The organism is Pseudomonas sp. BS-2016, assembly GCF_001806145.1.
GTDB lineage: Bacteria > Pseudomonadota > Gammaproteobacteria > Pseudomonadales > Pseudomonadaceae > Aquipseudomonas > Aquipseudomonas lundensis.
This window is the reverse complement of record NZ_MLCT01000032.1, coordinates 49,621-61,011: the sequence shown is the minus strand read 5'-3', so window position 1 is coordinate 61,011 and position 11,391 is coordinate 49,621. Positions and strand designations below refer to the sequence as shown.

At 60.4% G+C, this 11,391-nt stretch carries 14 protein-coding genes; 1 reads left to right on the top strand and 13 read right to left on the bottom strand.

All coding sequences use genetic code 11. The features are described from left to right. Nucleotides 1-40: 40 nt before the first annotated feature. The 12 genes from BKD70_RS16615 to BKD70_RS16560 all read right to left on the bottom strand — a co-directional run bounded on the left by BKD70_RS16615 (nucleotide 41) and on the right by BKD70_RS16560 (nucleotide 9,172). A complete protein-coding gene (locus tag BKD70_RS16615; protein ID WP_047275072.1) occupies nucleotides 41-1,045 on the bottom strand; it encodes an ADP-ribosylglycohydrolase family protein in 1,005 nt (334 codons plus the stop codon). Further along, a complete protein-coding gene (locus BKD70_RS16610) occupies nucleotides 1,042-1,755 on the bottom strand; it encodes a GntR family transcriptional regulator (protein WP_047275070.1) in 714 nt (237 codons plus the stop codon). The genes BKD70_RS16615 and BKD70_RS16610 overlap by 4 nt, the downstream gene beginning before the upstream one ends. Before the next feature lie 149 nt (nucleotides 1,756-1,904). Then, complete coding sequence (locus BKD70_RS16605) at nucleotides 1,905-2,594, bottom strand: endonuclease (protein ID WP_047275068.1); 690 nt, start codon at nucleotides 2,592-2,594, stop codon at nucleotides 1,905-1,907. A gap of 4 nt (nucleotides 2,595-2,598) precedes the next feature. Beyond that, entirely contained in the window at nucleotides 2,599-2,850 is a 252-nt protein-coding gene (locus tag BKD70_RS16600; protein WP_047275066.1) for a DUF1654 domain-containing protein, read from the bottom strand. A 155-nt stretch (nucleotides 2,851-3,005) separates the two neighbouring features. Further along, nucleotides 3,006-3,911 carry a metal ABC transporter solute-binding protein, Zn/Mn family gene (locus BKD70_RS16595; RefSeq protein WP_047275064.1) on the bottom strand — a complete coding sequence of 302 codons (906 nt, stop codon included), beginning with the start codon at nucleotides 3,909-3,911 and terminating at the stop codon, nucleotides 3,006-3,008. Next, nucleotides 3,912-4,811, bottom strand: a complete 900-nt coding sequence (locus BKD70_RS16590) for a metal ABC transporter permease (RefSeq protein ID WP_047275062.1) — start codon at nucleotides 4,809-4,811, stop codon at nucleotides 3,912-3,914. Next, nucleotides 4,808-5,563, bottom strand: a complete 756-nt coding sequence (locus BKD70_RS16585) for a metal ABC transporter ATP-binding protein (protein WP_047275060.1) — start codon at nucleotides 5,561-5,563, stop codon at nucleotides 4,808-4,810. Before BKD70_RS16585 ends, BKD70_RS16590 begins: the two co-directional genes overlap by 4 nt. Further along, the gene (locus BKD70_RS16580) at nucleotides 5,560-6,498 is read right to left on the bottom strand and encodes a metal ABC transporter substrate-binding protein (RefSeq protein WP_047275058.1); all 939 of its coding nucleotides are present in this window, start codon (nucleotides 6,496-6,498) and stop codon (nucleotides 5,560-5,562) included. Before BKD70_RS16580 ends, BKD70_RS16585 begins: the two co-directional genes overlap by 4 nt. Nucleotides 6,499-6,532: 34 nt before the next feature. Next, nucleotides 6,533-7,087 carry a DUF6162 family protein gene (locus tag BKD70_RS16575; RefSeq protein ID WP_047275057.1) on the bottom strand — a complete coding sequence of 185 codons (555 nt, stop codon included), beginning with the start codon at nucleotides 7,085-7,087 and terminating at the stop codon, nucleotides 6,533-6,535. Next, complete coding sequence (locus BKD70_RS16570; RefSeq protein ID WP_047275374.1) at nucleotides 7,084-7,389, bottom strand: hypothetical protein; 306 nt, start codon at nucleotides 7,387-7,389, stop codon at nucleotides 7,084-7,086. The genes BKD70_RS16575 and BKD70_RS16570 overlap by 4 nt, the downstream gene beginning before the upstream one ends. A gap of 35 nt (nucleotides 7,390-7,424) precedes the next feature. After that, on the bottom strand, nucleotides 7,425-7,967 hold the full coding sequence (locus BKD70_RS16565; protein WP_047275055.1) for a hypothetical protein: 543 nt from the start codon (nucleotides 7,965-7,967) through the stop codon (nucleotides 7,425-7,427). Further along, entirely contained in the window at nucleotides 7,964-9,172 is a 1,209-nt protein-coding gene (locus BKD70_RS16560; RefSeq protein ID WP_047275372.1) for a PepSY domain-containing protein, read from the bottom strand. The genes BKD70_RS16565 and BKD70_RS16560 overlap by 4 nt, the downstream gene beginning before the upstream one ends. Before the next feature lie 272 nt (nucleotides 9,173-9,444). Between BKD70_RS16560 and BKD70_RS16555 the strand changes: the two genes are divergently transcribed. Beyond that, nucleotides 9,445-10,284, top strand: a complete 840-nt coding sequence (locus BKD70_RS16555) for a YceK/YidQ family lipoprotein (protein WP_047275052.1) — start codon at nucleotides 9,445-9,447, stop codon at nucleotides 10,282-10,284. Between the two features lie 126 nt (nucleotides 10,285-10,410). Here the strand turns inward: BKD70_RS16555 and BKD70_RS16550 are convergent, their stop codons facing one another. Next, nucleotides 10,411-11,361, bottom strand: coding sequence for a siderophore-interacting protein (locus BKD70_RS16550; protein WP_047275050.1), 951 nt, complete (start codon nucleotides 11,359-11,361; stop codon nucleotides 10,411-10,413). Between the last annotated feature and the right edge of the window lie 30 nt (nucleotides 11,362-11,391).

Genomic DNA, 11,391 nt, shown 5'->3' with positions numbered 1-11,391 from the left:
GGGCAGCAAGCCGGTGTGCAGTCCATTGCGAGGGGGGCAGCTAAGCGTTGCGCAGGGCCAATAACGCCTCGACCAGCGGCTCGAGTTGCAAGTGATTGACGTCCCGCACCTGCTCAATCAGTGCCGTGGGCCAGGCGTCGAGCCCCTCACAGGCGCCCAGCATGGCCCCGAGCACCGCGGCGATGGTGTCTGTGTCGCCGCCAATACTGGCCGCCGCGCACACCGCATCAACGCTGTTCATCTGGCCACTGGCCACCCGCTGAGCCAGCGCAAAGGCTGCGACCACGGATTCTTGAGAGGCGACTGAGGTGCCTATCACGTCGTACAGCAGATCCCCGACGTTATCGTTGTTGCAATGCGCGCTGGCATCGCGTGCCCAACGCAGGCGTGGCCCGATGCGCGCGCCTGCCACCCAGTGGCCGTGATGCTCGGCTATGTAGGCCATTTCAGTGCCGGCATTCAAGGCGTGTTCGAGTTTTTTACCGTTGATCCCGCTGGACACCACGGCCGCGACGGCGGCAGCGCTGGCGATTCCCAAACTGGTGTTGTGGGTCACCTGACACGCCTGGACGACCGCCTGTATGAAGCATTCGGGGTGCGCGATGTCGCTGACGATGCCGACGGGCGTAATGCGCATGGCCGCACCGTTGGTGGTGCCATAACGGCCTGCTTCTTCGGGGCTGTGGCCCGCCAAAATCAGGCTGATGGCCCGTTTGGTGGAGGGCCCCAGCAAGTCTTGTGAGCCCTTGGCCTGCATCCCGGCCTCCCAGTCAATCAGCCGCTGTGCCAACAGGGCGGCGGGGATGCAGCCCTGATTTTCGATCAGCAGTTGAGCGACGAGAATGGCTTGCTCGGTGTCGTCGGTGACTGAGCCCTTGGCCATGTTCGGGGCGACGGGCTGATCGGCGGGCGCCGATTCAAGGGTGGTGATGCGGCCGAAACGGGCAGCGATTTCGGCACGGCTGAACGACTGGGTGGGCATGCCCAGCGCATCCCCCAGTGCCAGTCCGTAAAACGCGCCCAGCGCCCGATCACGTTGTGTCATAGGGGCGTCCCGAATGACTGGTGCATGCGGAAGTGCTGCGGGTCCAGCCAGCTTTCGACCTGCTCCATGAAACGACCTTGTCGGTCATAGGTGGTGCGCAGTGCCTTTAGAAATACCGTGCCGGGGGTTCGCCCCAGCAGTTGCGCGTCGTCGACGGTCAACGGTTCGGCACCGATCCATTGATCGCCACGCTCACCGACAAAGCCATAAGCGGCGAGGGTGATGGTGAGTGAATCGTCGATCAGCCCCACCCGTGGCAAACTTTCGAGGCCGTTGGTGGCCGGCATCAATGAGCGCTCCAGCGACACCGCGGTGCCATCGGCGCGACGGCGTCGACGGTCCAGGGTAATGAACTGGCTGACACCAAACTGATGAAGCAGCTCGGGCCGCTCAATGGCTTCAAAACGCAACAGTTCGGTATGGATGCGCGCGCCAGTATCGGCCAGCGCTTGGGTCCAGCCATTGTTTTGATCCAGCGTGATGCCGTCGTAGGTCACGACAGAGCCGCCCCCGGCCCGGGTCGCGATATAACGTCGGCGTTCGAGTTCGGTCAAGGCCTGACGCAACGTATGGCGGGTGACACCCAGTTCTTGTGCCAACTTGTCTTCTTCGGGCAGGGGTAAGCCATCGACTAAACGTCCACTTTCTATTCGGTGAACCAGTTCATCTACCACGTGTTGTTTCTTATTGAATCGAGCTTGTCTAATCATGTGCAGAGTAATAGCTCAATAATGGCACTTCGGCAATAAAAGGGCCTCTGAATCGAGGGCATGCAGGGAGGGTTACAGCGGTGCTGATGTGAAGAGCCCCTTGAGCCTCAGGGCAGCAAGACTCAAGGGGTACGGGCTTGCGGGTGGCTCTAACCGCAGGCCTTGAGATTAACCGGGCCGACGAACTCATTACCCCGGCCCATGACACAGGCCACGGTCTGGTTACGCTGGCGTTCCCAGGCTTGCACCGGGTAGGTTTTATCCCACGCTTCGTATAACTGTCGGTCTTGTTTGGACAAGCGCAAATTGTAGCGTTTGCTCATGTAGAAATAGGTTCGTGCGATCATCCCCCGGATAGAAGGTCGGGGCATGACCTTCTTTGCTTTGAAGTCCACCTGGGTCAAACACGAACCGTATTGCCCCGGCTGCTGCGGGAGCCAGCCGAAACTGAAGTTGTTGCGGTCACCGTTGACCTCGCCGATGCTCGGCACCAGGTTGTGCAGGTCGGCCTCGGCCACTTTGTAGACCGGGTCGTTGCGGGTGCAGTTTTTGCGTCCTCCTTTTTGCCAGCACTGGCGTTGATGGCCAATCTGCCAGGCTGGCACGATGTGTTCCCATTCAATGCGTGCTGCGCGGTTGGCATTTTTGCGCGGCACATAGCCACAGGCTTTGAGATTGACGCGGTTGCCTGTGTATTTGCAGCCACAGTAAAACTCGGTGGATTGAGGTGCGTAGAGTTTCCAGGCAACCTTTTTCGCTTCACTAAAGGTTTGCGGCGCAGCCGCGTGAACGCTTAAAGCAGTGAAGAGGCTGGCAAATGCCAGTAAACAAACCCTCATTGACTCAGTCTTCCTCAGGCACAGTCCAGAAAACGTTCACGCCGCCATCATCGCGATGGGCAACGGTGACGTTGTCGTTTTCGGAGATTTCTTCCAGCAGGCGCTCCCAGAATTCCGGGTTATCGCCTTCCTGACGCAAAAGGACCGCCATTTTGGCCTTTTGTGCCTTGGGAGAACTGATTTCTTTTTGTATGCGAAGCCCGAACAATTCGTAGGGTGTTGGAGGCGTCGGTGCTTTCGCTGCTTTTTTAGCCATGATGCGGTCCTTGGTTAGCTGTATGTGCATACAGTATTTAACTGCGCGACATTTCGCAACCGTTTGGTGCATTCCAGTGGCAGGGAGGGTGGAGCCCTCCGGCTTCGAGGGGGGGACGCAAACACGGCCGCGCCAACCTCCCGCCCGATACCGTGTTACGCCTTGTTCAGTGCCTTGATGATTGCTTCGATCGTGGCCTGCAGTTCCGCCACCGGATCTGCACCGTCGGCGTTGACCACCAGCAGTTGGCTGCCGCTTTGTGCCACGGCCGCTGTTAACGCGTCGCTGGGGGCACGATGGTCCAACACCAGCGCCACGTCGTTGTCTTTCAGGGTGCGGGTCAGGGCTTCAAGGGCTTCGGGTGTCCAGGGCTGGTCAGATGGGTGGTCGACCGTCACCGGTTCCAGGTTTAACCCTGCCATCAGGTAATCCAGTCGGTCGGACAAACTCACCACGCTCAGGTTGTCGACGTTGGCCAGTTGCTGTTCAGTGTCGGCGCTGAGCTTGAGCAGGCGTTGCTTGAGGGCGGCCAGATTGGCTTCGATCTGCGGTTTGGCGTGGGGGGCCAGGCGTACCAGGTCAGCGGCCATAACGTCGGCCATGCGCCCCATGTTGTTGCTGACCAGCCACGGCTGAGTGTTCAGGCCATCGCGCGGGGCGCCCGGTTGCAAGGCGATACCCGGCAGGCTGCCATCGACCGGGCGTGCGGCGTCGATTTCGACGATGCGCAGGTTGCTGCGGCGTGCCATGGGGTAGAGCGGGTCGTCGCTCCATACCGAACGCAGGCCGATGACGGCATCAGCGTGTTCGGCCAGTTTGTGCAGGGCGGGCGCACCGCGCCCACTGAAGTAAGCGCTTTGGCGGCTGCCCGGTAGATTGGCGGCCGCTGCGCGCTCCAGGGTCACGTCAGTGTCCTTGAGCAGCAACTGGCCCAGGCCATAGGTGATGGGCAAACTGGCCAGAATGCGCACCGATTGTGCCGCCGGGTCGGCGGCCATGAGCGGGGTGCTGAGCAGGCCGGTCAGGGCCAGCGCGAGGGTGAGTGTGCGCAGAGTAGGCATTTATCCAATATTCCCTTTCAGGCTGGGGACCACACCGCGCGCGATGGCGGCGAGGGCAAAGGCGATACCGGCCACCAGAATGATTGCGGCGCCGGAGGGGATGGGCAGGTCGAACACGATGGGCAACAGAATCCCGCACAACGTGCTGAACGTGGCAATCACTACCGAGATCCAGAAGAAACCCTTCAGCGACTGGCTCAGCAGCCGTGCCGCGGCTGCTGGAATCACTAGCAGGGCGCCTACCAGAATGGCACCGATGACCTTGACCGCCGCGACCGTGATCAGCGTCACCAGAATCACGAACAGGTAATCCAGCGACTTCACGGCCACACCGCGCACGGCGGCCAGTTGCGGATTGAAACTGGCCAGCATGATGCGGTTGTACAGTGGCAGGCTTAGCCCGAGCACCAGCGCACCGACAATCGCCAGCACCAGCAAGTCGTTGCCGTTGACGGTGAGGACGGAGCCGAACAGCACGTTTTCGAGAATGTGAACGTTGATCTTGCCCGCCAGAATCAGCAGCAGGCTGGCGCCCAACGCCAGTGACACCGAGAGGAAAACGCCAATCAGTGTGTCGGGTGCCAGACCGGTGCGATTGCGCAGGTAATTGAGTGACACGCCAAACAGCAGGCAGTAGCCGAACAGGCTGCCATAGGGCCCGGTATAGGGTTCGCCGAGCAAAATGCCGATGGCGACCCCCGTCAGTGCCGCGTGGCCCACCGCCTCGGAGAAAAACGCAAAGCGCTTGACCACCACCAGCGTTCCCAGACCGCCAAGGACCGGGCCGATCAACAGACCGGCCAGCAACGCGTTGACCACAAAACCGTAGGCCAGCACCCCGGGCAGATAACCCGCCGAGGCCCAGCCTTGAACCATCAGCCGAAAGGCTTCGTAACTCATGAATCAGTGCTCCCGTGGCCGGTGGGGTGAGTCGCAAACAGGTTCAGCAGGCGTTCGGGGCTCAAGGTCTGTTCGGGTGGGCCGTCGAACAGCACCCGACGGTTGAGCCCCGTCACGCGTTCAGCCAAACGCTTGACGGCCGCCAGGTCGTGTTCGATCCACACCACGGTCACGCCCGCCTGACGCCAGTCCTTGAGCAAGCGTTCAAACACGCGGGCGCCAGCTTCGTCCAGTGCGGACATGGGTTCGTCCAGTACCAGCAACTGCGGGGCCGGGATCAGGCCCTGAGCCAGCAGCACACGCTGGCGTTCACCGCCGGACAATGCGCCCATGCGGCGCTTGCGTTTGTCCTGCATGCCGACCCGCTCCAGTGCTTCACCAATGGCGGGCGCTACCTTGCGCGACAGGCCTAGAAAGGCCGGTCGCCGTTGGCACATGGCGGCCATGAAGTCGTCCACCGTCATGGGCAGGCCCCGGTCGAATTCCAGCGCCTGCGGCACGTAGCCGATCGGACCGGTTGCGCCCGGCCAGTTCAGGCACAGGCGGCCCTGGTGCGGCATCTGCCCCAGCAGGGTCTTGATCAGCGAGCTTTTACCACCGCCGTTCGGGCCGACCAGCGCATGCACACTGCCGGGGCGGATGTTGAAACTGACGTGATCGAGAATCGGCGTCTGGCCCAGGGTCAGCGAGACCTGATCGAACTCAACCCCGGGGCCGGTGGCGAGGGTGACCAGCGGTTCGGCAGCGCTCATGCTCCGGCCTCCTGTATGGCCTTGACCACGGTGTTGAGGTTGCCGGTCATTTCTTTTTCGTATTTGTCAGCGCTGTAGTCGCCATAGGAAATGTGCGACAGCGGATAGAGCTTGACCCCCGACTCGCGCTGGATGGTGTCGACGTAGGTGGAGGGGAAGTCCATCTCTGAGAAAATCACCTTTACGTCCAGTGCGCGCAATTGGTCGATGGTCTTTTTCAACTGGCTCGGGCTGGGCTCGATGCCGTGGGCAGGTTCGACGACGGCCGTGACTTCAAGGCCAAACTCGCGCAATAGGTAGTCATAGGCGGCATGTACGGTGGCCACCCGCAGATCGGCATTGGGGGCTTCGGTCAATTTGGCCAGCGCATCGGCCCGCATCTGGCGCAGGCGTTTGCCATAGGCGCGGGCATTGGCGGTGTAGGTTTTGGCATTGGCCGGGTCCAGCTTGCCCAGTTCGCGGGCAATGTTGTTGACCTGGGCAATCGAGGCGCTGATGGACAGGAAGGTATGAGGGTTGACCACTTTGCCTGCACCGCGGGCGGCATTGCCGGTGGCGGCTAGCAACGGCACGTTCTGATTGGCCTCGATCACCGGGATGTCGGGCGTTTCGCTGGCTTCGATCATGCGGTCAGCGAAGTCGTCGTGGCCCACGCCGTTGAGCACGATCACATCCAGCGTGCCGATGCGTTTGATGTCTTCGGCCCGGGGTTCGTAGGCGTGGGGGTTAAAACCGGCGGGAATCAGCGGCACCACCTCGGCCTTGTCGCCGACGATGTTGCTCACGTAGCTGTAATAGGGGTGCAAGGTGATGCCGATGCGCAACGGTTTGGCCAGCGCTGTTGGGCTGTCGGCCCAAGCGAGCGGGGCAAGGCAGCAGGCAATCAGCCCGGCCAGCAACAGGGTGCGGCGACGCAGAACAGATGAAATGGACATGGCGAGCAGGCTTCTCTCAGGTCAGGCGGTGGGTTCAGTGCCGATGCTGGCGAGTCACCCCGGCATCGAATTGCGCGATCACTTGCTGCCAGCCGTTGCTGCGCAAGGCCGCATCGCTGACGTCGGCGGGTACGCTGACCGTGCTGTTGCGGTTAAGCCAGACATCCGGCTCAGCACCGATACGCAACAAAAACGAGCCGGCAACCTCAGGGTGGGGGCTCACGCCCAGGTACGCCTGGTCGCCCAGCAACTGCCACACGTGGCCGCCGCGGCTGATTGAGCTGGCGTCGGTCGTAAAAGGGGCAAACCCTTCAGCGGCCAGTTCTGAGGGCTCGGCCAGCGCATTCGAGTCTTCGCGCAGCAACTGGATTTCGTCGAGTGTGACCCGCAGGTCGGCGTAGATCCCTTGCTCGGCGGCGTTCAAGTCCCGTCGCGCATCCAGTTGGTGGGCCGCCACGGTGGTTTCGCTCAGCGATTCATGGCGCCACGCCACCACCGAACCGGCAACGCTCAGGATCAACAGGCATAACAGCAGGACATACAGGGTTTCATGCCCGGCCCCGGCGGGGCGTACCACGTGCGTATTCATGGGGCCTCGATGTCGGCTTGGTCGATTTCAACGATGTGCCCGGGGCCCGCGTCAAACAGCACGTAAAACTCGCCATCGGGTTTTTTGAACGTCAGGCTGGAGTCCTGACCCAACTTGCCGGGCACCAGAATGGTTTCGTCGTAACCGATGACGTCCAGGGTGACGCCTGGCGCGCCACTGCCGTCCGAGAATCCGCCGGTGCAGCGGATCTGTTCGCCATCGAGTTCTTTGCATTCGCACATCGGGTTGTGCGCAAACACCGGGGTGCTCATGGCCATGCAGGCGGCAAAGCCTGCGGTCATCAGGCGCCGCGCAGGGAGTCTGGACAGTCGCATGTTCATGGTTTGCCTCCTTGTTGTTTTAGCCAGGCCACCGTGGCCGGTGATGCCGTTTTCAGGGGGATGGATGCCTGATGCACCGAGCCGTCCCAGCCTTCGAGGGTGATCCACAGCTCGGCATTCTCTTGGGTGCGCAGCGGCACGGGAACAGTGGCGCCCAGGCGATAGGGCGTGCCGAAGAAAATCACCCCGGCGGTGCGCAGGCTGCGGGGTTTGCCGATGCGCAGGTAGACCGCCTTGACCGGTTCGATGCAGGCGTCGCACAAGGCCGCGTTAAAGTTTTTCATGTAGCCCGCAGGCCCGTCCGGGCGTGGCGCTTCGTCGCGCAGCTCGGCCAGTTGCAGGCTCCAGGGCCCGACCTGCAGGGTGCCGATGTCGCGCTCGCCCAGACCGCTGTCGCCGCGAAACAGCGATGCATCGGCGAAGTACTTGGGCATGAACCCCAGCGGCACCAGCAACAGCAAAATGTTCAGGTGAAAGCGCCATTGGTGCCACCAGCGGCTCAAGGGCGAGGCGGGCTGCGCCGTGGTTGCCTTGCTCATGCGTTGACCTGCGTGTGGTTATCGGTGGTTGTTGTGGCGGCCTGAGCGGCAGGCGCGCGCGCAGGCGTATTGCTGCGCTTGAGGGCGTGGGCGGTGGCCAGTGCGGTGCGCTTGGTCCAGATCAGCAAACCGCTGAGCACCATCATGCTCAGGATCAGGCCGAAGAAGAACCAGATCAGCTTGACCCAAATGCCGCCAAAGTCGCCGGTGTGCAGCGGCCGCATCGACTCGGTGACCAGCTCCAGGCCGGAGCGGTCGGCAATCATGCGCGAGCCTTCAATCAGGCCGTTGTACGGGTTGATCTCGGCAGTCTGAAACAACAGCGGGTACCAGCCCGGGCCGCCGACTTCGATATGGCCGTAGGCATTGCTCGGCAGGCTGATGAAGCTGGCTTCAAGGCCGGGAATTTTCTCGGCGGCAATCGACACGGCCTTGTCCAGACTGATCTGCGGCGCCGGTTTGCCGTCGGGCATGATCGGCACGTCCTGACGTGCCACCACCGGCGGGTTGCCGGCCGTTGAAATGGAAATCTGGTTATCGAACATGAACGCCTGAATCAGGAACCACAGGCCGGTGATGGAAATCACCGCGATAAACCAGATCGACCAGATCCCGCACAGGCGATGGAAGTCGCCCCAGAAAATTCGCGCGCCGTGCTTGAAGCGCAAGTTGGGTTTGAAAAAGCCTTTCCAGAATTTCTTGTAGACCACCAGCCCGGTAATCAGCGAGCCCAGCAACGGCAGGCCGAGGAACGACACCAAATACCAGCCCCAGCTGTAACCATTGGTGAACGGCACCAGCCACCAGCCGTGCAGGGCGCGGGTGAACGCCTTGAAATTGAAACTCGGGCTCTCGCCCTGAATGGCGCCGGTGTAGGGGTTGATGTACAGCGATGGTGAGCGCCCGTCGGGGTACACCACATCGGCCACTAGCGCGAAGTGGGCCTCATCGGGGCGGCTGATCGACTGCACGGCCAGGGTGGGTTCGGCCTGATGAATGGCAGTGAGCACCTGTTCATAGCTGAGTAGCGGCGCATCGTCCGAGGGCTGGCTGGCACGGGCTTCAGGGGTCGCCAGCCACACAATTTCCTGGCTCACCACGGCCAGGGTGCCCGTCACGCACACGATCAGCACGAAGAACCAGATCGGCAAAGTGAGCCAGCTGTGAACCAGAAACCAGAGCTTGGAACGGGATTTTTTGGACATGGGTAACGGCAAACTCGCGGTTGAGCGGGTGTTAATCGCCATTGAGAAGCGATTGCTTATCCATGTAGGACGGATGAGCAGGCCGAAACCCGAACCTTGAGATGTAAAGAATTATTACAGCGCGTTTTCGTAGGGCTTATCTGAGGGGGAATTCAGTTTTGCTGACAGTAAGAAGTGTGGGCAAAAATATAACCCTTGCGAGTCGTTAATTTGTAGATTTATTGAGGTGCATCAGTTAAAAACTTGCAAAAAAGAAGAAGCGAGGCGTTGCAATGAAAACCAGATTTCCTAAAAAGCTACAGGGGTTTTTGTGGGTTGCATGTATTACGCTGATGTCCGGATGTGGGACGTTTTTAAGTGACCGAGTCGGGGGGTTTAGCGGGATTGAAGAAGATGTAAGAGTAGTCAAGGAGCCCTTTTACTGGTCGTTGACTTTAGGGCTGATCCCGATGGCAGCCATTGTCTCGATGCCGGTGGATTTGGCAGTGGATATTGTTTTGTATCCGTTCGATGTTTGGCTAAAAAATAGTTTGCGGGTCAAAGATACACCTCGCCCCGTGGGTTATTCGGCCCCGCTGTACAGCATTAATTTAACCGGCGGTGGTGACTTCGATTATGCGATATGGACATATTATGATGCGCCTCGAAACAACACTGACTTTACAAGAGTGACCGCGCTCCAACAGCCCGACAGCTACACGGCACGCGCGGTGTCAGCCCCCAGCCCCGGCGGGCCTGTAAAGCCCGTGGCCGGGGTGATCAATCCGGCACGACTGTTTTCACGTTATCCCTACAATTCAGAGACCACCTACAGCTTTCACAAATTGGGTCGGGAGTATCAGGGGGTGGAGGGTGAGCGCTATCGAAACACAACCAAAATTAAGGAAGCAAAGCTGGCGCCTGTTGATGATGTAACGGACAAGTCCATTATTATTTTTTTTATGCCGTGTAATGAACTGGTGTTAGTTCGTTCTGATGTGCCTGACTACAAGCCTGAGGCGTTACAACTGCCTGGCGTGCAATCCCTGTATAAAAAATTGAAGAAACAGTCCTCTCTCGACAAATGCCCTGTGCCTGCATCGACTGATAAGGTTGTGGTTGTTCAGGGTTAAATATTTCGCAAATCCGATGTTGATGTATGACTCATAACCTGTACTTGTGGAATGTTCTGACAGGGGAAGCGAATCAAGTGTGCGCGATTGAACTTTATTAGGTTCAATCGCCTGCACGCTGAGTCATTATTCCAGTGACCGCCCCAGTTTCCAGTAACCCATCAATGTCAGTTGCTGGCGTGCCAGCCCTTGTTCGTTGATTAAAAACCGTCGAATCGCCATCACCGCAGCGGACTCACCGGCAACCCAGGCATAAAAGTCGCCCTGTTTGGCGCTGGCGCGCTCCCAGGGGCGCTGGGTGTTGAGGTCCAGCTCTTCAGCGGCCGCAGTGTTGGCCATGCGCGTGTTCACCGGCGGCAAGCTCGCCAGCTCCCGGGCCGCCAGGGTCATGCCTTCGCCGTGGCGCTTGCCCAGACTGGCGCGGGGCAACCAGTGGACCTTGGCATTCAAGCCGCAGAGCAGGGGCAGGCAGTCAGCTTCTTCGGGCACTTCGATAAAGGCTTGTACCCGTGGCGCATCGGGGTGGTCGGCCAGTTGTTCCAGAATCCCGGCCAGCGCCGGTAACGCGGTTTCGTCGCCAATCAACAACACCTGCCGCACCCCTTGGGGCGGCTGCCATTCATAGCCTCCGGGGTCGCCTCGATACGCCGCCTGCGGCGCGACGATTTGCAGGCGGTCGCCCGGCTGGCTGTGCACGGCCCAGCGCGAGGCCGGGCCGGTTTCCCCATGCAGGACGAAGTCGATGTCCAGCTCGTGGGCGTCCGGCCGCAGGTCGCGAACGGTGTAGGTGCGCATGGGCGGGATTTTGTCAGCGCTTAAGGCGCGCCGCGCTGCCTGCCAGTCACCGCTTTTCGGCAGGCAGGGCAAGGTCCCGTCGTTACTGGGGAAGAACAGCTTGACCCGCTGATCCGGGGCCAGGGTTTGCATCAGTCCCACATCTGCGCCGGTGAACACGAAACGCATCAGCGAAGGGCTCAGGGCAATGCGCTGCTGGAGGTGGATGTCGAACAGTTCATAACCGCCAGGTTTGCTCAGGCGTTTGCGCAGGGTGTGCACCAGCGTGGCAGCGACAGACATAAACAGCACCTCGGTCAGTGGGAGTCATGC

Bases quoted from the DNA above. Each gene is read 5' to 3' on its own strand.
- BKD70_RS16550 (WP_047275050.1), bottom strand. From the start codon at position 11,361: ATGTCTGTCGCTGCCACGCTGGTGCACACCCTGCGCAAACGCCTGAGC.
- BKD70_RS16605 (WP_047275068.1), bottom strand. From the start codon at position 2,594: ATGAGGGTTTGTTTACTGGCATTTGCCAGCCTCTTCACTGCTTTAAGC.
- BKD70_RS16570 (WP_047275374.1), bottom strand. From the start codon at position 7,389: ATGACCGCAGGCTTTGCCGCCTGCATGGCCATGAGCACCCCGGTGTTT.
- BKD70_RS16615 (WP_047275072.1), bottom strand. From the start codon at position 1,045: ATGACACAACGTGATCGGGCGCTGGGCGCGTTTTACGGACTGGCACTG.
- BKD70_RS16610 (WP_047275070.1), bottom strand. From the start codon at position 1,755: ATGATTAGACAAGCTCGATTCAATAAGAAACAACACGTGGTAGATGAA.
- BKD70_RS16565 (WP_047275055.1), bottom strand. From the start codon at position 7,967: ATGAGCAAGGCAACCACGGCGCAGCCCGCCTCGCCCTTGAGCCGCTGG.
- BKD70_RS16595 (WP_047275064.1), bottom strand. From the start codon at position 3,911: ATGCCTACTCTGCGCACACTCACCCTCGCGCTGGCCCTGACCGGCCTG.
- BKD70_RS16575 (WP_047275057.1), bottom strand. From the start codon at position 7,087: ATGAATACGCACGTGGTACGCCCCGCCGGGGCCGGGCATGAAACCCTG.
- BKD70_RS16580 (WP_047275058.1), bottom strand. From the start codon at position 6,498: ATGTCCATTTCATCTGTTCTGCGTCGCCGCACCCTGTTGCTGGCCGGG.
- BKD70_RS16585 (WP_047275060.1), bottom strand. From the start codon at position 5,563: ATGAGCGCTGCCGAACCGCTGGTCACCCTCGCCACCGGCCCCGGGGTT.
- BKD70_RS16590 (WP_047275062.1), bottom strand. From the start codon at position 4,811: ATGAGTTACGAAGCCTTTCGGCTGATGGTTCAAGGCTGGGCCTCGGCG.
- BKD70_RS16600 (WP_047275066.1), bottom strand. From the start codon at position 2,850: ATGGCTAAAAAAGCAGCGAAAGCACCGACGCCTCCAACACCCTACGAA.
- BKD70_RS16555 (WP_047275052.1), top strand. From the start codon at position 9,445: ATGAAAACCAGATTTCCTAAAAAGCTACAGGGGTTTTTGTGGGTTGCA.
- BKD70_RS16560 (WP_047275372.1), bottom strand. From the start codon at position 9,172: ATGTCCAAAAAATCCCGTTCCAAGCTCTGGTTTCTGGTTCACAGCTGG.